Origin of the sequence: Bradyrhizobium viridifuturi, from assembly GCF_001238275.1 — a bacterium.
GTDB lineage: Bacteria > Pseudomonadota > Alphaproteobacteria > Rhizobiales > Xanthobacteraceae > Bradyrhizobium > Bradyrhizobium viridifuturi.
The window spans coordinates 1-21,326 of sequence record NZ_LGTB01000051.1 but is presented as its reverse complement, the minus strand read 5'-3'; the positions used below and the strand labels follow the sequence as shown (position 1 = coordinate 21,326).

Here is a 21,326-nt window from a genome sequence, read left to right as displayed (position 1 = left end):
CCTCAGCGTGGCGGCATGAACGCGTGGACAGTTACTGCGCTCACCGGGCCTTCGGATCCAGTGCGTCGCGCAGGCCGTCGCCGACCAGATTGAATGACAGCACGACCAGGAAGATTGCAAGTCCCGGCCAGATCGCCATCCACGGCGCGCTGGTCAGGAAGCGTTGCGCGGCGTTGAGCATGCTGCCCCAGGACGGCGCCGGCGGCTGCTGGCCGAGGCCGAGGAAGGACAAAGCGGCCTCGGCGATGATCGCGGCCGCGATCGACAGCGTGGCCTGCACCAGGAGCGCCGGCAGGATGTTGGGCAGGATGTGGACCAGCGCGATGCGCCAGCGCGGATTGCCCATCGCGCGTGCGGCCTCGACATAGTCCTCGACCTTGACGCTCATCACCTGGCCGCGGGTCAGGCGGATGAAGATCGGGGTCGCCGAGACGCCGATCGCGATCATCGCATTGCCGAGGCTTGGGCCGAGGAACGCGGCGAGCGCGATCGCCAGGATCAGGAATGGGCAGGCCAGCATCGCGTCGGTGATGCGGCTGATCAGCGCATCGATGAAGCCGCCGCGATAGCCGGCAACGAGGCCGAGCGGCACGCCGATCGCAAGTGCGATGCTGACCGAGATCAGGCCGGCGAGCAGCGAAGCGCGGGCGCCGAACACGACGCGGGCGAGCACGTCGCGGCCGAGTTCGTCGGTGCCGAACCAGTGCTGCGCCGACGGCGCCTTGCGCACCAGCGACCAACTCGCCGCGATCGGATCATAGGGCACGATCAGCGGTGCGAACACCGCGAGCACGATGAAGAGCGCGATCACGACAAGGCCGAGCATTGCGCCCTTGCGCCTGACCAGCCGCCGCCAGGCGCGCCGCGCCGGGCTCTCCAGCGTTTCGGAAGCGACAAGCGAAGTGGCTGTCCCGAGCGTGGCGTCCGTCATCCGGTCAGCCCCTCAGCCGCGGGTTGACCAGGATGTAGGCGATGTCGGCGATCAGGTTGAGCGTGATGTAGATCGTCGCCGTGGTCAGCACCACGCCCTGCACGACGGCATAGTCGCGGTTGAACACGGCGTCGACGATCAGCTTGCCGAAGCCCGGGATCGAGAAGATCTGCTCGGTGAGCACCGCGCCCGACAGCAAGGTGCCGAGCTCGAGCGCGCCGAGCGTGATGATCGGCGTCAGGGCGTTGCGCATCGCATGCTTGAGGATCACGGTGCGCTCGGACAGGCCCTTGGCACGCGCGGTGCGGACATAGTCACTCTCCAACACCTGCAACATGGCGCTTCGTGTGTGCCGCATCAGGATCGCGGCGATCGCATTGCCGAGCACGAAGGCCGGCATGATCGAGGCCGCGAGGCTGGCGCGCCAGTTCTCGGCGAGCGGCACGTAGCCGGAGGCCGGCAGCCAGCCGAGCTCAACGGAGAACAGGAAGATCAGCATGATGCCAAGCCAGAAATTCGGCGTCGAGATGCCCCACAGCGCGAACAGGTTGGCGCCGTAATCCCAGGCGGTGCCCTTCTTCACTGCGGAGAGGATGCCGGCGGGGATCCCGATCAGGAATGCGATGACGATGGCCATGCCGGCGATCTGCATCGTCACCGGCAATTTCTGTGCGATCAGGGCGAGCACCGGCATCTTGTTGCGCAGCGATTCGCCGAAGTCGCCCACGAGCACGCCCTTGATCCAATAGGCGTATTGCACCGGAATCGGTTGATCGAGATGGTACTGGGCGCGGATTTGCGCGATCACGGCCGGATCGCGCTCCTCGCCGGCCATCACCAGCGCCGGATCGCCGGGCAGCAAATGTTGCAGCGAGAAGATCAGGAGCGAGACGAAGAACAGCGTCGGGACGAGCTGAGCCAGCCGCTTGGCGAGGAAGTTCAGCATCGTCGGCCCCGCGTATCCTGCGCCGCGGCGATCATTTCAATTTCAGCCCGACCACGCGCACCAATCCATCCGGCATCTGCCGGTATCCCTCGACCTTGGTGGAGTGTGCAATCAGCAGCGTGCGGTGATAGAGATAGATGATCGGCTCGTCATTGAGTACGATCTTGGTCATCTTCTCGTAGATCGCCTTGCGCTGGGCGGGATCGTTGATCAGCCGCGCATCTTCCATCAACTTGTCCGCTTCCGCGTTGGAATAGCCGCCGTCGTTCTGCGGCGCCTTGGTATGCAGGAAGACATAGGAATTGCCGTCAGGATCGATCCGGCCGCTCCAGTTGATCTGGAATACCTGAAATTCGCCGGCCTGGGCCTGCTTGAACGTCGTTGCGAATTCGACCACACGGATCTTGATGTCAAAGCCCGCCTCGGCCGCCATCGACTGCACGACCTGGGCCACGGCTTCGTTCTCGGCCCCTTTGGGGACCATGTAGTCGATGGCGACGGGCAGCGTGACACCGGCCTCCTTCAGCAGTGCCTTAGCCTTGGCAACGTCGCGTCCCCGAACCGGAAACGCCTTCTGATAGTAGGGATGCGTCGGGCTGACCCATTGATTGCCCGGCGTGAACTCGCCGTTGAAGACGACCTGGTTGAGCGCCTCGCGGTCAATCGACAGATCGAGCGCCTGGCGCACTTTTTCCGATTGGCTGAGTGGCCCCTTGTTCTTGTCGTTGCCGATGTTGATGGTGAGGCCGAGATAGCCGAGTTCAGGTGCAGTGGACAGCACGAGCCGCTTGTCGGCGCGCACGTCCTTGATGTCGGTGGCGAGCACGCGCTCGATCAGATCTAGCCCGCCGGATTTGAGGTTGGCGAGCCGCACCGTGGCATCGACGATCGGAAGGAACACGATGCGATCGATGAAGACGTTGTCCTTGTTCCAGTAGTCCTGGAATTTCTCGAACACCATGCGGTCCTGCTGCACGCGTTCGACGAACTTGTAGGGTCCGGCGCAGACCGGATGCAGGCCGAATTTGTCGCCTGCTTCCTTCACGGCCTTCGGCGATACCATCATGCCGGCGCGGTCGGTCAACTGGGCGATCAGCGGCGAGTAGGGCGTCTTGAGCACCAGCTTGATGGTCAGGGGATCGACGACGTCGACATGGTCGAGCGCGGCCAATTCCGGTTTGCGAAACGAGGTCGGCAGCGTGAGGTGGCGCTCCAGCGAGAATTTGGCGGCTTCGGCGTCGAATGGTTCACCGTCGTGGAACTTGACGCCCGGCCGGAGCTTGATCGTCATCTCCTTGCCGTCGGCCGAATTCTCGTAGGACAGCGCGAGCTGCGGAACGATGTTCAGCTTCTCGTCAATGTCGAACAGCTTGTCGCAGAAGGCCGAAAAGACGATGCGGCCGACATAGGTACGTCCAACTGAAGGATCGAGGATGTCGGGGTCTTCGGCGAGCCCGATGCGAAGCGTCGTCTCGGCACGCGCGCTCGTTCCGCACCAGGTCACGAGGCTGCCATCAGGACCGCCAAGCGCCAAAATCTCATCGCCAACCCCTTATTCCCTGCGACTTTGTTCCCTTACGAAATAACCCCGGGCCGCCCCGAGGCTTCCGCCGTATTGAACGCCGCCACCAGCTTTTCCAGTGTCGGCGAGAACCCGCCATCGGACGGCACGATTGCCTCCGCGCCGGGTAACTCGCCCGTCCGGTGACAGGCCGTTGCATATCCGGTGCCATCTTCGCGCAACTGCGGCACTTCGCTGCGGCAGCGCGCGATCACATAGGGGCAGCGGGTATGGAAGCGGCAGCCGGAGGGTGGATTGAGCGCGCTCGGCAGCTCGCCCTCCAGCACGATGCGGCTGCGCTTGGCGCGCGGCTTCGGCACCGGGATCGCCGACAGCAATGCGCGGCTGTAGGGATGCCGCGGGGCGGCGAACAGTGCCCGCGCGTCCGCGGTCTCGACGATGGTGCCGAGATTCATCACCGCGACGCGGTCGGCGATGTGCTTCACCACGGCCAGATCGTGCGAGACGAAGATGTAGGCAAGCTTCAGGCGATCCTGCAGGTCGCGCAGCAGATTCAGGATCTGCGAGCGGATCGAGACGTCGAGCGCCGACACCGGCTCGTCGCAGATGATCAGCTTCGGCTCGACCGCGAGCGCGCGGGCGATCGCGATGCGCTGGCGCTGGCCGCCGGAGAATTCGTGCGGGTAGCGGCGCGCAAAGCGCGGCTCGAGCCCGACCAGCCGCAGCAGCTCATCGACCCGTTCACGGCGGCCCGCCGCCGGAACGAGATTGTGCAGCGCCAGCGGCTCGGTCAGGATCTGGCTCACGGTCATGCGCGGGTTGAGCGAGGCATAGGGATCCTGGAAGATCAGCTGCGCGTCGCGGCGGAACGCGCGCAACTGTTCGGCATCGAGCGCGCCGAGGTCGCGGCCCTCGAAGCGGATACGTCCGGCGTCCGGCTCGATCAGTCGCAGCACCAGCCGGCTGACGGTGGATTTGCCGCAGCCGGATTCGCCGACCAGCGCCAGCGTCTTGCCGGCCTCAACCGTGAAGCTGACGCCGTCGACCGCCTTCACATGGGCGGTCGGCCGTCCGAACACCGAACGTTCGGCGACGAAATGCTTCACCAGTCCTTCGACCTCGAGCAGCGCGGTCATGACACCAGCCGTTCCAGCGGCGCACGGATGCAGCGCGAGGCGTGGGTTGCGTTCAGCATCGCGAGAGGCGGCGGCGAGCTTGTGCAGGCGTTCTCGACGAACGGACACCGCGCGGCGAAGCGGCAGCCGGCGGGCGGGTTCGCCATGTTCGGCACCATGCCCTCGATAGTCGCGAGATGGCTGGTGCGGCGATCGAGCCGCGGGATCGAGCCGAGCAGGCCGACCGTGTAGGGGTGCTGCGGATTGGCAAACAGCTCATCCACCGGGGCGCGCTCCACGATCTCGCCGGCATACATCACCGCGACCTCGTCGCAAACCTCGGCGACGACGCCGAGATCGTGGGTGATCAGGATGATGGCGGCGCCGCTCGCGGCCTTCAGCTCGCGCATCAGATCGAGGATCTGCGCCTGCAGCGTGACGTCGAGCGCGGTGGTCGGCTCGTCGGCGATCAACAGCTGCGGATCGCAGGCCAGCGCCATCGCGATCATCACGCGCTGGCGCATGCCGCCGGACAGCTTGTGCGGAAACTCGTCGATGCGCTTCTCGGGCGAGGGGATGTGGACCCGGCGCAGCAGCTCGATGGTGCGCTCGCGCGCCGCGCGCCGGGAGCCGCCGCGGTGGCGCAAGATCGTCTCGGTGATCTGGTCGCCGATGGTGAAGCTCGGGTTGAGCGAGGTCATGGGCTCCTGGAAGATCATCGCGAGGCGATTGCCGCGCAAGTCGCGCAGCGTCGCATCCGGCACGTCGAGCAGGTCGAAGCCGTCGAAGCGGATCGTGCCGGTGACCGCGGCGGACTGCTTCGGCAGAAGCCCCATGATCGCGAGCGACGTCACGCTCTTGCCGCAGCCGGATTCGCCGACCAGGCCGAGTGTGGCGCCGTTGGCGACCGACAGATCGACGCTGTCGACGGCATGCGTGACGCGGCCGTCGTCGCCCTGGAAGGTGACGCGCAGGCCCTCGATCTCGATCAGCGGGCCGGTGGTCATTCGCGGCTCGTGGATGCCGCGGCGATTGCGGCGTTGATCGCCGCGCGGTCGCTGGTTCCGGCAGGATTGCCGCGGGTCGGCATGAAGGTCCGGAACGGCACCCAATGTTCGCGGCTAACCGCTTCCAAACGTTCGAGCTCGCGCAGGGGATCGGTGTGGTCGTCGACCCGCAGGTCGAGCAACGGCCATTCCTCGGTGCCGTGGATCAGGAGCGCCGCCGACTGCTTGCCGCGCTTGTCGCCGCCGGCCGCCTCGCCGGCGAACATCGCCTTGATCAGCCGTTCCGCGAACGGAAGCGCTTCATTCGCGGCATAGACGCGCGCGGTCTCGTCGAGCACCGCGGGCCCGGCCAGCATGTTGCCCGCGATCGAAAAGCCGTCGCCGGCGATCTGGCCGAACCAGTCGACGCAATCCTTGCCGGAATGCGCGGCGATGCGGCCCTTGGCATCGATGACATGCACCTGCCGGCTCTCGCGGCCGCCGTCGGGCGCGAGCAGCGCCGCGATCATGTCATGCGGGTTCTTTCCCTCGCGCAGCAGCGCGAGGCCATCGATGCCGTAATAGGGATTGACCAGCGCCTGCGTCGCGATGGCGCCGATCCCGGGTGCAATGTGCGGCACGAGCGCGCCGACCGCGAAGAACCGCGTCGCGACGGCGATGCCGAGCTGGCCGGTGGCGCTGTCGCGGGCGATAATCGACCAGGTCATCCGAAACCTCTAGCGGCCTGCGGCGTAACCCTGCATGCCGCGCGGGTTGGCGGCGGCGCGGCGGCGGGGGCCGACCTTCGATGCCGCGGTGAGGCGGCCTTCCGACCAATCCGGTCCAATCTCCACCACGTGGCCGCGGCGTTTCAATTCGTCGATGGTCGATTTCGGCACGCGGTTTTCCAGCACCAGCACGCCGGGGCGCGAGGTGCGCGGCCAGAACGAGATCGGGAAATGCTCGGAGTGCCAGGCCGGCGCGTCGATCGCCTCCTGCAGATTCAGCTTTGCATGGACGTGGCGCAGGAAGAATTGCGTGATCCACTGGTCCTGCTGGTCGCCGCCCGGCGAGCCCCAGGAGAGATACGGCTCGCCATCGCGCAGCGCCATGGTCGGCGACAGCGTGGTGCGCGGCCGCTTGCCCGGCGCGAGCGAGGCCGGGTGGTTTTCTTCCAGCCAGAACATCTGGGCGCGGCTGCCGAGGCAGAAGCCGATCTCCGGAATCACAGGCGAGGATTGCAGCCAGCCGCCGGACGGCGTCGCCGAGATCATGTTGCCGGCCTTGTCGACGATGTCGAAATGCACGGTGTCGCCGCGCACCTCGCCGAACCGGCCGACGGTCGGCTCGCCGGCGCCCATGGCGCCGACCGCTTCGCGATGCCCTTCGGCGTGTCGCAGCTTCACGACGCCGCCGAAACCTGTGACCGAGCCGGGGCGGAAGTCGAGCGAAGCCTTGTCCTTCGAGATCAGTTTGCGCCGCTCGTTGTTATAGGCATCGGACAGCAGCGTCTCGATCGGGATATCGGTGAACTTGGGGTCGCCATAGAACGTCTCGCGATCGGCATAGGCGAGCTTGGCGGCTTCGATCTGCAAATGGATGAAGTCGGGGCCGGCGGGGTCGAGCCCGTCAAGCTCAAAGCCCTTCAACAGCGCGAGCTGCTGCAACATCACCGGACCCTGGCTCCAGACGCCGCACTTCTGCACGGTGTAACGGCCGTAATCATAGGTCAGCGGCGCCTCGATGGTCGGCTGCCAGCGTGCCATGTCGTCGGCCGAGAGCACGCCGCGATGCGGCGAGCCGGAGACGTCCATCACCTCCTGGGTGCGGCAGAATTTGTCGATCGCCTCGGCGACGAAGCCCTTCGACCAGGCCTGCCGGGCGCGCTCGATCTGCGCCACGCGGTCACCGCCGGCGCTCTCCGCCTCCGTGAGGATGCGTGTGTAAGTTTCCGCGAGCTTCTTGTTGGTGAAGAGCGTGCCGGGCTTCGGCACCTCGCCGTTCGGCAGATAGACGTCGGCCGATGTGGTCCAGTATTTCCGGAACAGCTGCTCGACGGTCTTGATGGTGGCGGAGGCGCGCTCGACCAGCGGATGGCCGTCACGCGCATAGCCGATCGCGGGCTCCAGCACGTCGCGCAGCTTCAGTGTGCCGTAATCGCGCAGCAGCAGCATCCAAGTTTCGAACGTGCCGGGCACGCAGGCGGCCAGCAGGCCGGTGCCGGGCACCATTTCCAGGCCTTCTCCGCGATAATGCGCAATCGTTGCCTTCGCCGGCGCCGGGCCCTGGCCGCAGATCACTTCGGTTTTGCCGCGCTTGACGTCGTGCACGATGATCGGGACGTCGCCGCCAGGGCCGTTCAGATGCGGCTCGACGACTTGCAGCGTGAAGGCAGCTGCAACGCCCGCGTCAAATGCGTTGCCGCCTTTTTCCAGCGTTGCCATGCCGACCGCGGTCGCGATCCAGTGGGTCGAGGTGACGACGCCGAATGTGCCTTCGATCTCCGGCCTTGTGGTGAATGGATCGGGGTTGACGTTGCTCATGGCTATTCACCGTTAGGCGGCTTGTTGGGCTTTTTGCGCGCGCACTTGATCACAGCCGGGCTGGTATGCCAACCGCTTGGTGGACATGGCCGCTCCCATCCGCGTGATCATGCCGGAACGGCGGCGGCAGGGCTGTTGACGGCGTGGCAGGCGACACCGTCGATCAGTTCCGGCGTCTTCTCGCGGCAGAGATCGAAGGCGAGGGGACAGCGCGGATTGAACGAGCAGCCCCGCGGCGGATCGATCGGGTTGGGAATCTCGCCCTTGACCGGGATGCGCTGGCGGCCGGACATCGCAAGGTCCGGCACCGCGCCGAGCAGCATCCTGGTGTAGGGCATCCGCGGGTTCTCGAACAGTTTCCGGCCCTCGGCGATCTCGACGATGCGGCCGAGATACATCACCCCGATCCGGCTCGCCATGTGGCGGACGACCGCGAGATTGTGGCTGATGAAGAGATAGGTCAGGCCGAACTTGTCCTGCAGGTCGCGCATCAGATTGAGGATCTGCGCCTGTACGGAGACGTCGAGCGCCGAGGTCGGCTCGTCGCAGACGATGAACTCGGCTTCGGAGGCCAGCGCGCGGGCGATCGCGATGCGCTGGCGCTGGCCGCCGGAAAATTCGTGCGGGAATTTCTGGCCGTCGTCGGGGTGCAGGCCGACCAGCGAGAGCAGTTCGCCGACCCGGGCCTTGATGTCGCGCTCGCCCTGAATCAGGTCGAAGGCGCGGATCGGCTCGGCGACGATGGCGGCGACCCGGTAGCGCGGATTGAGGCTCGCATAAGGGTCCTGGAAAACCATCTGGATGCGCCGGCGCAGCCGGCGGCGCGCCTGGCCCTGCCGCGGATCGGTCATCGAGACGCCGTCGATGACGACTTCGCCCGAGCTCGGCGGCAGCAGGCCGACGACCATGCGCGCGACCGTGGTCTTGCCGGAGCCGGATTCGCCGACCAACGCAAAGGTCTCGCCGCGCTTGATGTCGAAAGAGACGCCGTCGACGGCTTTGAGGAATTCGGGATGGCCGCCCTCGATCACGCGGTTGAGCCATGGCTTCGAGACATCGAAGACGCGGCGCAAATTCCTGACCTCGATCAGTGTCCCGCTCATGCCGCGGTCTCCTTCGCCGGCTCGAACAGATGGCAGGCGACCGACTGCGTGCCTTGCCGGATCGGTTCGGGGCGTTCGACGCGGCAGCGATCGAAGGCAAACGCGCAGCGCGGGTTGAACGGGCAGCCCGGCGGGATCGCCGACAGCCGCGGCATCGAGCCGGGGATCTGCACCAGGCGCTTGTCCTCGCCGGCCAGCGTCGGGATCGCGCCCATCAGGCCCTTGGCGTAGGGATGCAGCGGGTTGCGCACCACCTCCTGCACCGGGCCGATCTCGGCGATGCGGCCCGAATACATCACCGCGACGCGGTCGCAGGTCTCGGCGATCACGCCCATGTCGTGGGTCACCAGCATCACGGCGGTGCCGTGATCGCGGCCGAGCCGCTTGATCAGCGCGATGATCTGCGCCTGCACCGAGACGTCGAGCGCGGTGGTCGGCTCGTCGGCGATGATCAGCTCGGGCTCGGCGCAGATCGCGAGCGCGATCACGACGCGCTGGCGCATGCCGCCGGAGAATTCGTGCGGATAGCCGTCGATGCGCTTCTCCGGTGCGGGGATGCCGACCTCGGCCAACAGGTCGATGGCGCGCCGGCGCGCGGCGCTTTCGCTGAGGTTGGTGTGGGTGCGGATCGTCTCGACGATCTGGTCGCCGATCCGGTACAGCGGATTGAGGCTGGTCAGCGGATCCTGGAAGATCATGCCGATCCGCTTGCCCCTGACGCGGCGGATCTCCTCCGGCGGAAGATGGTCGATCCGGCTGCCCGACAGCTCGATCTCGCCGGCGGAAATGCGGCCGGGCGGATCGATCAGCCCGATCACCGCAAGGCCGGTGACCGACTTGCCGGCGCCGGACTCGCCGACCACGCCCAGCACCTCGCCCTTGGCGATGTCGAACGACACGCCGTTGACGGCGCGCAAGGTGGCGCGGCGGGTGACGAATTCCACCTCGAGATTGCGCACGGAAAGGACAGGCTGGGTCATCGGAGCTTCGGGTTGAGGGCGTCGCGCAGCCAGTCGCCGAGCAGGTTGATTGAGAGGATCAGGCCGGCCAGGGCGATGCCCGGGAAGGCGACGATCCACCATTCGCCGGCAAACAGATAGTTGTTGCCGATCCGGATCAGGGTGCCGAGCGAGGGCATGGTATCGGGCATGCCGGCGCCGAGGAACGACAGCGTCGCCTCGGTGATGATGGCAAGCGCGAGGTTGATGGTGGCGATCACGAGGATCGGGCCCATCGTGTTCGGCAGCACGTGGCGCAGCAGGATCTTCGGCGCCGGCAGGCCGATCAGCTGCGCCGCCGCCACATAATCCTTGTTCTTCTCGACCATCACCGAGCCGCGCACGGTGCGCGCATACTGCACCCAGAAGCTGAGCCCGATCGCGACGATCAACACGCCGAGCGTGTTCATCTCGTCGAGCCGGTTGCCGAGCAGCGATTTGGCGACGCCGTTGACGAGGAGCGCGATCAGGATCGCGGGGAAGGTGAGCTGCACGTCGGCGATCCGCATGATCACGCTGTCCACCGCGCCGCCGAAATAGCCGGCGACCAGCCCGAGGGCGATGCCGAGCGCGCCCGCGAAGATGACGCCGGCCAGGCCGACCGCAAGCGAGATGCGTAGCCCGAAAAGGATCGCGGAGAGCACGTCGCGGCCTTGCTCGTCGGTGCCGAGCAGGAACGGGCTCTGGCCGTCGGCGGTCCATAGCGGTGCGATCCGTGAGTTGATCAGCTGCAGCTGCGCCGGATCGAACGGGTTCTGTACCGCGAGCCAGGATGCGAAGATGGCCAGCAGGAAGAACAGCAGCGTGATCGCGGCGGCGACCATCGTCAGGCGGGAGCGGCGGAACGAATAGAAGATGTCGCTGTCGAGCGCGCGCTTGAACCAGCCGGCAGCTGGCTGATGGTCTTGCGGGCGATGGGGGACGACGGCGTCTGACATCGGTTGGTCCCTCACGCCGCGCGGCCGACGGTCGAGCGCAAGCGCGGATCGACCACGGTGTAGAGGATGTCGACCACGAGATTGATGGTGACGAAGATCAGCGAGACCATCAGGAGATACGCGGCCATGATCGGGATATCGACGTTCTGCACGGCCTGCACGAACAGAAGCCCCATGCCTGGCCATTGGAACACGGTTTCGGTGATGATCGAGAAAGCAATAACCGAGCCAAATTGCAGGCCGGCCACGGTGATCACCGGAACCAGCGTGTTCTTCAGCGCGTGGCCGAAATGGATCGCGCGCGTGGTCAGGCCGCGGGCGCGGGCGAAGCGGATATAGTCGGTTCGCAGCACTTCCAGCATCTCGGCGCGCACCAGCCGCATGATCAGGGTCATCTGGAACAGTCCGAGCGTGATCGCCGGCATGATGATCGCCTTCCAGCCGGAGACCGTGAGCAGCCCGGTCGACCACCAGCCGAGCTTCACCACTTCGCCGCGGCCGAACGACGGCAGCCAGCCCAGGGTCACCGCGAACAGATAGATCAGCAGGATGCCGATCAGGAAGGTCGGCAGCGAAATGCCGATCAGCGATATCGCCTGGAATAATCTGGCCAGGATGGTGTCGCGACGCAGCGCCGAATAGACCCCCATCAGGATGCCGGCCACCATTGCAAGGATTGTGGCGACGATCGCGAGCTCCAGCGTCGCCGGCATGCGTTCCGCCAACAGCGAGGAGACCGGCAGACGGAACTGGTAGGACACGCCGAACTTGAATTGCAGCGCGTTGATGAAGTAGCGGCCGAACTGCACCAGCACCGGATCGTCCAGGCCGAGCGAATGCCGGATCTCAGCGCGCTGCGCCGCCGAGGTATCGATCGAGACCATCTGGTTCACCGGATCGCCGGCGAAGCGGAACATCGCGAACGCGATGACGCCTACGGCGAGCATGACGCCGATCGCCTGCAGGACGCGGCGAAGAGTGAAAGCGAGCATCTCTACCTTTCACTGCTTTTGACATGTGGCGCGCGGCTTTGCGCGACCGGAAAACGAGAGGTCCCGGAAGCCTGCGCTTCCGGGACCCAATTCGCCGAAACCACTATTCACCCTGCTTGGTCGCCCAGTAGAGCAGCACCTGGTTGTCCGCGCGCTGGGTCAATTTGACCTTCTTCGACACGCCCCACACCAGCGGCTGCTGATGCAGCGGAATGTAGCCGTAATCCTTGATGACGATTTCGTAGGCTTGCTTGATCAGCTGGTCGCGCTTGGCCGTGTCGCTCTCGACCAGGACCTTGTCGGTGAGTGCGTCGACTTCCTTGTTGCAATAGCCGCCGAGATTGGCCTCGCCCCGGGTGGAATCCTTCGGATCGTCGCGGCAGCCGAGGATGTCGTGCAGCACGTTGTGCGAGTCCGATGTCGCCGGCGTCCAGCCCAGCATGAAGAATGAGGTCTGGTAGCCGCCGGGCTTCAGCACCTTGGCGAAATACTGCGCCTTCGGCTGCGCCAGCAGGTTCACCTTGATGCCGATGCGGGCCAGCATGCCGACCACCGCCTGGCAGATCGCGGCGTCGTTGACGTAGCGGTCGTTCGGGCAATCCATCGTGACTTCGAAGCCGTTCGGGTAGCCGGCCTCGGCGAGCAGCTTCTTGGCCCCGTCTGGATCAAGTTTCGGCCGGGTGAACTCCTTCGACAGCGGATAGAGCTCGGGCGCGATCATCAGCGTCGAAGGGGTCGACATGCCGCGCATGACGCGGGTCTTGATCAGATCGACGTCGATCGTCTTGTAGAAGGCTTCGCGAACGCGGATGTCCTTGAACGGATTCTTGCCCTTGACGTTGGAATAGAGCAGCTCGTCGCGCGCCATGTCCATGCCGATGAAGATGGTGCGGATCTCCGGCGCGGTCATCACGGTGGCGATGCCGCTGGAATTGACGCGCTGGATGTCCTGCAGCGGAACCGGCTCGATGACATCGACCTCGCCCGAGAGCAACGCGGCGACGCGGGTGGCGTCGGAGCCGATCGGGGTGAAGATGATCTCCTTGAGATTATGCTCGGGCTTGCGCCAATAGTCTGCAAACGGCTTGAACACGGTCTTCACGCCGGGCTGATGGCTCTCGATCGTGAAGGGGCCGGTGCCGTTCTCGTGCAGCGCCGCGTAGCTCGGGGTGGTCGCGGAGGCGGGCGTCGGTGCAACCGAGTTGTTCTCCTCGCACCACTTCTTGTCCATGATGTACCAGCTATCCCATTGCGAGATCAGGATGGGATTGGGCGAGTCCAGCGTCACGTCGACGGTGTAGTCGTCGACCTTGGTGAACTTGGCGTCGGCCGGGACGTTGCTGAGGAAGTTGGAGCCCTTGGCGCGGACGCGGTCGGCGGAGAACAGCACGTCGTCGGCGGTGAAGGGATCGCCATTGTGGAATTTCACGCCCTTGCGCAGATGGAAGCGCCATTTGGTCGGGGTCAGCGTCTCCCAGCTTTCCGCCAGTGCCGGAATGATCTTGAGGTCCTTGTCGCGCGTGGTGAGGCCTTCGTAGACGTGCGCATGGTGCGCGATCGTCGTGGTTTCCTTCAGTGTGTAGGGATCCAGCGACTTGAGCTCGCCCTGATTGGCATATCTCAGCGTCTGGGCCGATGCCGGCAAGGCAAAGGCGATGAGCGCGACGGCAGTCGCCGCAAACGAACTCCAACGTACCGACATGTGATCCCGCGTCCCCGATTTTGTCCGCCGGCTGCTTTGTCCGGCTGGTATTATTGATGCATGTTGCCAGAGTTTACCGGCCGCGCAAGCGCGATTTCCCAAAGGGTTAATCAGCTCGCGCGGGTGCAGCGCAATGAATGGCAATCGAGAGTAGGCGGTCGGCGTGGCCGCGTGACATTCGACTTTGGGAGTGCCGCTTGCCGGTCACGGGAATGATCGCCGGCGGCCAGTCTTTGGCGGTCGCTCCAGACGGTTTGGAGCCGTCGTTCCAAACGGTTTGGAGCCATCGTTCCAAACGGTTTGGTTGACCATAACGGATGATTGAGGCCGACTATACATCGGCGCCGGCACGGTTCGCTTGCGCGAGCGACCCCGTCCCGGCGATACTGGGCCAGTCAAGGCGCATTTGAGGAGGCGAATATGAAGGTCAACGTCGAGGTAGATTGTACGCCCCTCGAAGCGCGGCAATTCTTCGGCCTGCCCGATGTGCAGCCGATGCAGACCGCGGTCATGGACAAGCTGCAGCAGCAGATGCTGTCCAACATCGAGAAGATCTCGCCGGAATCGCTGATGCAGAGCTGGTTCACCTTCGATCCCAAGCTCGCCGAGCGCTTCCAGGACATGTTCGTGGCGATGGCCGGCTTCGGCGGCACGAGCAAGAAGAAATAGTGACCGACATGGACAGGAGTGTTGATGGGACCGAACGCCGGTTGCGCCCACCCAGCCTGTTCCTGATGCTGGCGGAGGCGCGCGGCGTGCTCGAGCTGAATTCGAGCCTCTTGCTGTCGCCTTTGCTGATGCAGGCGCCGAAGGGCGACGGTCATCCGGTGCTGGCGCTGCCGGGCTTCCTCGCCAGCGATCTTTCGATGGCGCCGATGCGGCGTTATCTGAAGGAGCTTGGCTATGATGCCTATGCCTGGAACATGGGCCGCAATTTCGGCGGGATTTCCAGCAGGCGCGCCGCGTTGCGCGACCTGCTGAAGCGGGTCCATGAGGCGTCGGGGCGCAAGGTTTCGATCATCGGCTGGAGCCTCGGCGGCGTTTATGCGCGCGACCTGGCCTCGCAGATGCCGGAGCTGGTGCGCTCCATCGTCACGCTGGGCAGCCCGTTCGCCGACGACATCCGCGCCACCAATGCGACGCGGCTCTATGAGCTGTTGTCCGGCGAGGGCGTGGACGACATCCCCGAGATCCGCGCCGCCATCGCCGGCGACATGCCGGTGCCGACCACCTCGATCTATTCCCGTACCGACGGCATCGTGAACTGGCGGACCTCGCGGGTGCGCCCGTCGGAGCGCGCCGAGAACATCGAGGTGCATCTCGCCAGCCATCTCGGTCTCGGCGTCAACCCCGCAGCCCTGTGGGCGATCGCGGACCGGCTGGCACAGCCGGAGGGTGAGTTCCGGCATTTTGACCGGTCGGGCCCCTTTGCCATTGCCTACGGGCCGGCAGAACAGGCACTATCCTAACGACGAGAAGCGCCGCCAAGGCGCCCGCGTAAGTTGGCTCTCGGGAGGAGATCATGAGCGACGCCAAGAAGCTGTCCTCGCTGGACGCATCGTTTCTGTATCTGGAAACGCCGGAAATGCCGATGCATGTCGGCAGCATGGCGATCTTCCGGCTGCCCGACGGCTACAAGGGCGACTTCTTCGAGGAGTTCAAGGCGATGATCGCCTCGCGGCTGCACATCGCGCCGATCCTCAAGGCGCGCCTGCAGAAGGCGCCGCTCGACATCGACCATCCGTCCTGGGTGGAGGACGACCAGTTCGACATCGACCGCCACATCTTCCGCGGCAGCCTGCCGGCGCCGCACGATCGCGCCACGCTGGAGCGTATCGTCGGCTGGATGCACGCCAAGCTCTTGAACCGCGCCCGCCCGCTCTGGGAGTTCTACGTCTTCGAGGGCATGAAGGACAACGAGATCGGGCTCTATTCCAAGATGCATCACGCTTGCATCGACGGCGGCGCGGGTGCTGCGCTGACCAGCATGATCTACGACCTGACACCGGTGCCGCGCGAGATCGAACCGCCGAGCGCAAAGAAGGTCGCGCAGGAGCCGCGCGATATCGCGGCCAATTTGATCGACGCCTATCAGCAGCTCTGGACCCAGCCGTTCGAGGCCGCCGCCGCGGCGCAGAAGAGCCTCGAACTTCCCCGTTCCGGCAAGAGCGACCTCGGCTCGATCCTGTTCGACAACGCCATGTTCCAGATCGAGAGCGCGGTGAAGTTCGCGGGCTCGATGCCGACCGTCATGAAGAGCCTGTCCGACGTCGTCGCCAAGATCGCCGATCCCCGGTCGCGCGAGAACCTGCAGGCGATGTCCTCACCGCCGACCATCCTCAACAAGGCGATCTCGTCGGAACGCAGCTTCGCTGGCACCTCGATCTCGCTGTCGCGCGCCAAGGCACTGGCGAAAGCGTCCGGCGGCAAGCTCAACGACGTCGTGCTGGCGCTCGCCTCCGGCGTGGTGCGGCGCTACCTGATCAGCCAGGGCGCGCTGCCCAACAAATCGCTGACCGCCGGCGTGCCGATCTCGCTGCGCGAGGAGGGCAATGCCGAATCCAACAACCAGGTGTTCGGCATGATCTGCTCGATCGCCACCGACGTCGAGGATCCCAAGAGGCGGTTGGAAACCATCATCGCGCAGTCCACCAAGTCCAAGGAGATGTCGCATCCGCTGCGGGCCTTGGTGCCGCAGGTGACCAACATCTCGCTGCTGGGCGCGCCGATCCTGGTGCAGATCCTGGCGCTGCTGTACAGCCGCTCCGACCTCTCCAACGTGCTGCCGCCGGCGACCAACATCACGGTCTCGAACGTGCCGGGGCCGCGGCAGACGCTGTATGCGGCGGGCGCCGAGCTGCTGCACATCTTCCCGGTTTCGATCTCGACCCACGGCGTTGCGCTCAACATCACCGTGCAGAGCTACCGCGATCAGCTCGATTTCGGCTTCATCGTGGGTGCCAACATCATTCCCCATGTGCAGGTGATGTGCGACATGCTGCCGCTCGAGTTCGATGCACTCGAGGCGGCGTTCGCTCCCCCGCCTGCGGACATCAAGGGCGCAGCCGAATAGGAATTGCTTCAATGATCGAAATGCCACCGCTGCAGTTCGCCGAGACCAACGGCATCCGCATGGGGTTCTACGAAGCCGGCCCCAGGACCGACGCGCCGCCCGTGGTGCTGTGCCACGGCTGGCCTGAACTGGCATTCTCCTGGCGTCACCAGATCAAGGCGCTGGGCGATGCCGGGATCCGGGTGATTGCACCGGATCAGCGCGGCTATGGCGCCACCGACCGGCCGGAGCCGGTCGAGGCCTATGACATGGAGCACCTGACCGGCGATCTGGTCGGTCTGCTCGACCATCTCAAGATCGACAAGGCGATCTTCGTCGGTCACGACTGGGGCGGCTTCGTCGTCTGGCAGATGCCGCTCCGGCATCCCTCCAGGGTCGCCGGCGTCGTCGGCGTCAACACGCCGCATTGGGACCGGGCGCCTGTCGATCCGATCGCGCTGTTCCGCCAGCGCTTCGGCGATCACATGTACATCGTCCAGTTCCAGGATCCGGGGCGCGAGCCGGACCGGATTTTCGGCAGCCGGGTCGAGCAGACCTTCGATGCCTTCATGCGCAAGCCGGCGCCGCGTCCCGCGGATGCGCCGCCCGAACAGCCGATCGCCGGTGTCGGCGCCTCGGCGCGGCTCAATCTGGCGTTTCCGCAGATGATCGCGAACTACGACGCCAAGCATGATCCGCGGACGCCGATCCTGTCGGCCGAGGAGAAGAAGGTGTTCGTCGACACCTTCACCAAACCGGCTTCACCGGCGGCATCAACTGGTATCGCAATTTCACCCGCAACTGGGAGCGTTCGGCCGGGCTCGACCATCACGTCCGGGTGCCGTCGCTGATGATCATGGCCGAGAACGACGCGGTGCTGCCGCCTTCCGCCGCCGACGGCATGGAGAAGCTGGTGCCGGACCTCGAAAAATATCTGGTCAAGGACAGCGGCCATTGGACGCAGCAGGAAAAGCCTGACGAGGTCAGCGCAAAGCTGATCGAATGGCGCAGAAAGCGGTTTGGGTGACGACGCTACGGTAGAGCCGTCATTGCGAGCGAAGCGAAGCAATCCATCTGCCCGCATATGAGGAGCGATGGATGCTTCGTCGCTTCGCTCCTCGCAATGACGGGTGGAAAGACAAGGGGGCGATCTCAACATGGCGTCCGGCAACAGACTGAGTCCGATCCCGCATCCGCCGACGAAACCGGTGGTCGGCAACATGCTGTCGCTGGATTCGACCGCGCCGGTGCAGCATCTGGTGAAGCTCTCCAAGGAGCTCGGACCGATCTTCTGGCTCGACATGATGGGCGCGCCGCTCGTGATCGTGTCCGGCCATGACCTGGTCGACGAGCTTTCCGACGAGAAGCGCTTCGACAAGGCGGTGCGCGGTTCGCTGCGCCGGGTGCGCGCGGTCGGCGGTGACGGGCTGTTCACCGCCGACACCAAGGAGCCGAACTGGAGCAAGGCGCACAACATCCTGATGCAGCCGTTCGGCAACCGCGCCATGCAGTCGTATCACCCGAGCATGGTCGATATCGCCGAGCAGCTGGTCAAGAAATGGGAGCGCCTCAACGCCGACGAGGAGATCGAGGTCGTCCACGACATGACGGCGCTGACCCTCGACACCATCGGACTGTGCGGCTTCGACTATCGCTTCAATTCGTTCTATCGCCGCGACTACCACCCTTTCGTGGAATCGCTGGTGCGCTCGCTCGAAACCATCATGATGACCCGCGGCCTGCCGCTCGAAGGCCTGTGGATGCAGAAGCGGCGCAAGACGCTCGCCGACGACGTCGCCTTCATGAACAAGATGGTCGACGAGATCATCGCCGAGCGCCGCGGCAACACCGCCGCGACCGACGACAAGAAGGACATGCTGGCCGCGATGATGACCGGCGTCGACCGCGCCACCGGCGAGCAGCTCGACGACGTCAACATCCGCTACCAGATCAACACCTTCCTGATCGCCGGCCACGAGACCACCTCTGGCCTGCTGTCGTGCACGATCTACGCGCTGCTGAAGCATCCCGAGGTGCTGAAGAAGGCCTATGAGGAGGTCGATCGCGTCCTCGGTCCCGACGTCGATGCGCGGCCGACCTATCAGCAGGTGACGCAGCTCACCTACATCACCCAATGCCTGAAGGAAGCGCTGCGGCTGTGGCCGCCGGCGCCGGCCTACGGCATCGCGCCGCTGAACGACGAGATGATCGGCGGCAAGTACAAGCTGAAGAAGAACACCTTCATCACCATCCTGGTGATGGCGCTGCACCGCGATCCCTCCGTCTGGGGCCCGAACCCGGATGTGTTCGATCCCGAGAATTTCAGCCGCGAGGCGGAGGCCAAGCGCCCGATCAATGCCTGGAAGCCGTTCGGCAACGGCCAGCGCGCCTGCATCGGCCGCGGCTTCGCCATGCACGAGGCGGCGCTCGCGATCGGGATGATCCTGCAGCGCTTCAAGCTGCTCGACGTGCATCGCTACCAGATGCATCTGAAGGAGACGCTGACCGTCAAGCCAGACGGCTTCAGGATCAAGGTGCGGCCGCGCGACGACAGGGATCGCGGCGCGTTCGCCGGTGCTGCCGGCGCGGTTGCGGCCGCACCGAAGCCGCAGCGCGCGCCGACCACGCGCCCCGGCCACAACACGCCGATGCTGGTGCTCTACGGCTCCAACCTCGGATCCGCCGAGGAACTGGCGACCCGCATGGCCGACCTGTCCGAGATCAACGGCTTCGCCACCCGGCTTGGCTCGCTGGACGACTACGTCGGCAAGCTGCCGGAGGAGGGCGGCGTGCTGATCATCTGCGCCTCCTACAACGGCGCGGCGCCCGACAATGCGACGCAATTCGTCAAATGGCTGGAAAGCGACCTGCCGAAGGACGCCTTCGCCAAGGTGCGCTATGCGGTGTTCGGCTGCGGCAACAGCGACTGGGCGGCGACCTATCAGTCGGTGCCGCGCTTGATCGACGAGCAACTGACCAAGCATGGCGCGCGCGCGGTCTATCCACGCGGCGAGGGCGATGCACGCAGCGATCTCGACGGCCAGTTCCAGAAATGGTTTCCGGAGGCGGCCAAGGTCGCGACCAAGGAATTCGGCATCGACTGGAATTTCACCCGCACCGCCGAGGACGAGCCGCTCTACGCGATCGAGCCGGTGGCGCAGGGCGCGGTCAACACCATCGTGACGCAGGGCGGCGCCGTGCCGATGAAGGTGCTCGCCAACAACGAGCTGCAGACCAAGGACGGTGCGCATCCGTCGGAGCGATCGACCCGGCATATCGAGGTCGAGCTGCCGGCTAGCCTGAAATATCGCGTCGGCGATCACCTCAGCGTGGTGCCGCGCAACGATCCGACCCTGGTCGATTCCGTTGCGCGCCGGTTCGGCTTCCTGCCTGCCGATCAGATCCGTCTGCAGGTCTCCGAAGGCCGCCGCGCGCAACTGCCGGTCGGCAATGCCGTGTCGGTCGGACGGCTGCTCACCGAGTTCGTCGAGCTGCAGCAGGTCGCGACCCGCAAGCAGATCCAGATCATGGCCGAGCACACCCGCTGCCCGGTGACCAAGCCGAAGCTGATGGCCTATGTCGGCGACGACGACGCTTCAGCCGAGCGCTATCGCACCGAGGTGCTGGCCAAGCGCAAATCGGTGTTCGACCTGCTCGAGGAGTATCCGGCCTGCGAGCTGCCGTTCCATCTCTACCTCGAAATGCTGTCGCTGCTGGCGCCGCGCTATTACTCGATCTCGTCGTCCCCGGCCGGCGAGGCGCAGCGCTGCAGCGTCACCGTCGGCGTGGTCGAGGCACCTGCGAGTTCGGGCCACGGCATCTACAAAGGCGTCTGCTCGAACTATCTGGCGCGCCGCCGCGCCGGCGACACCGTCCACGCCACCATCAAGGAGACCAAGGCCGGTTTCCGCCTGCCCGACGACAATGCCGTGCCGATCATCATGATCGGGCCGGGCACCGGCCTTGCGCCGTTCCGCGGTTTCCTGCAGGAGCGAGCCGCGCGCAAGGCGAAAGGCGCGACGCTGGGCCCTGCGATGCTGTTCTTCGGCTGCCGCCATCCGGAGCAGGACTTCATCTATGCGGACGAGCTGAAGGCGTTCGCGGCCGATGGCGTCACCGAACTCCACACCGCTTTCTCGCGCGCCGAGGGGCCGAAAACCTATGTGCAGCACCTCGTTGCCGCGCAGAAGGACCGGGTTTGGGAGCTGATCGAGAAAGGCGCGATCGTCTATGTCTGCGGCGACGGCGGCAAGATGGAGCCCGACGTCAAGGCGACGTTGATGTCGATCTATCGCGAGCGCACCGGTGCGGACGCAGATGCTGCGGCGCGCTGGATCGAGGACATGGGCACCAGGAACCGCTACGTGCTCGACGTCTGGGCCGGAGGATAGGCTTGCGGCCTGGGGTGACCGTGATGCATCCCCATCGTCGTCCCTGCGAACGCAGGGACCCATAACCACAGGGTTGTGTTGTTGAAGCAAGCTGTGGCCCCAGCGTC

The 21,326-nt window shown here is 65.3% G+C and carries 16 protein-coding genes and 1 pseudogene; 5 read left to right on the top strand and 12 right to left on the bottom strand.

The annotated features are described in order from the left end of the window. Positions 1-40 precede the first annotated feature (40 nt). The 12 genes from ALC15_RS35075 to ALC15_RS35020 form a co-directional block, all read right to left on the bottom strand. Positions 41-931, bottom strand: coding sequence for an ABC transporter permease (locus tag ALC15_RS35075; RefSeq protein ID WP_050631246.1), 891 nt, complete (start codon positions 929-931; stop codon positions 41-43). A gap of 4 nt (positions 932-935) precedes the next feature. Then, positions 936-1,877, bottom strand: coding sequence for an ABC transporter permease (locus ALC15_RS35070; RefSeq protein ID WP_050631245.1), 942 nt, complete (start codon positions 1,875-1,877; stop codon positions 936-938). 31 nt (positions 1,878-1,908) lie between these two features. Then, the gene (locus ALC15_RS35065; RefSeq protein WP_162240538.1) at positions 1,909-3,381 is read right to left on the bottom strand and encodes an ABC transporter substrate-binding protein; all 1,473 of its coding nucleotides are present in this window, start codon (positions 3,379-3,381) and stop codon (positions 1,909-1,911) included. Between the two features lie 71 nt (positions 3,382-3,452). After that, positions 3,453-4,535 (bottom strand): ABC transporter ATP-binding protein, encoded by a 1,083-nt coding sequence (locus ALC15_RS35060; protein ID WP_050631243.1) that lies wholly within the window; start codon positions 4,533-4,535, stop codon positions 3,453-3,455. After that, positions 4,532-5,521: an ABC transporter ATP-binding protein gene (locus ALC15_RS35055; RefSeq protein ID WP_050631242.1), complete on the bottom strand. Its 990-nt coding sequence runs from the start codon at positions 5,519-5,521 to the stop codon at positions 4,532-4,534. Before ALC15_RS35055 ends, ALC15_RS35060 begins: the two co-directional genes overlap by 4 nt. Beyond that, complete coding sequence (locus tag ALC15_RS35050) at positions 5,518-6,228, bottom strand: DUF1028 domain-containing protein (RefSeq protein WP_050631241.1); 711 nt, start codon at positions 6,226-6,228, stop codon at positions 5,518-5,520. The genes ALC15_RS35055 and ALC15_RS35050 overlap by 4 nt, the downstream gene beginning before the upstream one ends. 9 nt (positions 6,229-6,237) lie before the next feature. Beyond that, positions 6,238-8,043 carry a gamma-glutamyltransferase family protein gene (locus tag ALC15_RS35045; RefSeq protein WP_050631240.1) on the bottom strand — a complete coding sequence of 602 codons (1,806 nt, stop codon included), beginning with the start codon at positions 8,041-8,043 and terminating at the stop codon, positions 6,238-6,240. A 107-nt stretch (positions 8,044-8,150) separates the two neighbouring features. After that, positions 8,151-9,146 carry an ABC transporter ATP-binding protein gene (locus ALC15_RS35040; RefSeq protein WP_050631239.1) on the bottom strand — a complete coding sequence of 332 codons (996 nt, stop codon included), beginning with the start codon at positions 9,144-9,146 and terminating at the stop codon, positions 8,151-8,153. Continuing rightward, positions 9,143-10,126 (bottom strand): ABC transporter ATP-binding protein, encoded by a 984-nt coding sequence (locus ALC15_RS35035; RefSeq protein ID WP_050631238.1) that lies wholly within the window; start codon positions 10,124-10,126, stop codon positions 9,143-9,145. The genes ALC15_RS35040 and ALC15_RS35035 overlap by 4 nt, the downstream gene beginning before the upstream one ends. Next, positions 10,123-11,082 carry an ABC transporter permease gene (locus ALC15_RS35030; protein ID WP_050631237.1) on the bottom strand — a complete coding sequence of 320 codons (960 nt, stop codon included), beginning with the start codon at positions 11,080-11,082 and terminating at the stop codon, positions 10,123-10,125. Before ALC15_RS35030 ends, ALC15_RS35035 begins: the two co-directional genes overlap by 4 nt. 11 nt (positions 11,083-11,093) lie before the next feature. Next, complete coding sequence (locus tag ALC15_RS35025; protein ID WP_050631236.1) at positions 11,094-12,074, bottom strand: ABC transporter permease; 981 nt, start codon at positions 12,072-12,074, stop codon at positions 11,094-11,096. Between the two features lie 103 nt (positions 12,075-12,177). Then, positions 12,178-13,776 carry an ABC transporter substrate-binding protein gene (locus ALC15_RS35020; RefSeq protein ID WP_050631235.1) on the bottom strand — a complete coding sequence of 533 codons (1,599 nt, stop codon included), beginning with the start codon at positions 13,774-13,776 and terminating at the stop codon, positions 12,178-12,180. A 420-nt stretch (positions 13,777-14,196) separates the two neighbouring features. Between ALC15_RS35020 and ALC15_RS35015 the strand changes: the two genes are divergently transcribed. The 5 genes and pseudogenes from ALC15_RS35015 (at position 14,197) to ALC15_RS34995 (ending at position 21,219) form a co-directional block, all read left to right on the top strand. Then, positions 14,197-14,445, top strand: coding sequence for a DUF6489 family protein (locus tag ALC15_RS35015; RefSeq protein WP_050631234.1), 249 nt, complete (start codon positions 14,197-14,199; stop codon positions 14,443-14,445). Positions 14,446-14,453: 8 nt separating this feature from the next. Beyond that, entirely contained in the window at positions 14,454-15,245 is a 792-nt protein-coding gene (locus ALC15_RS35010) for an alpha/beta fold hydrolase (protein ID WP_050631276.1), read from the top strand. A gap of 53 nt (positions 15,246-15,298) precedes the next feature. Next, positions 15,299-16,849 (top strand): WS/DGAT/MGAT family O-acyltransferase, encoded by a 1,551-nt coding sequence (locus ALC15_RS35005; RefSeq protein WP_050631233.1) that lies wholly within the window; start codon positions 15,299-15,301, stop codon positions 16,847-16,849. Between the two features lie 11 nt (positions 16,850-16,860). Further along, positions 16,861-17,855 (top strand): annotated as a pseudogene (locus ALC15_RS35000) (alpha/beta fold hydrolase). Between the two features lie 130 nt (positions 17,856-17,985). Next, complete coding sequence (locus tag ALC15_RS34995; RefSeq protein WP_050631232.1) at positions 17,986-21,219, top strand: bifunctional cytochrome P450/NADPH--P450 reductase; 3,234 nt, start codon at positions 17,986-17,988, stop codon at positions 21,217-21,219. Positions 21,220-21,326 lie beyond the last annotated feature (107 nt).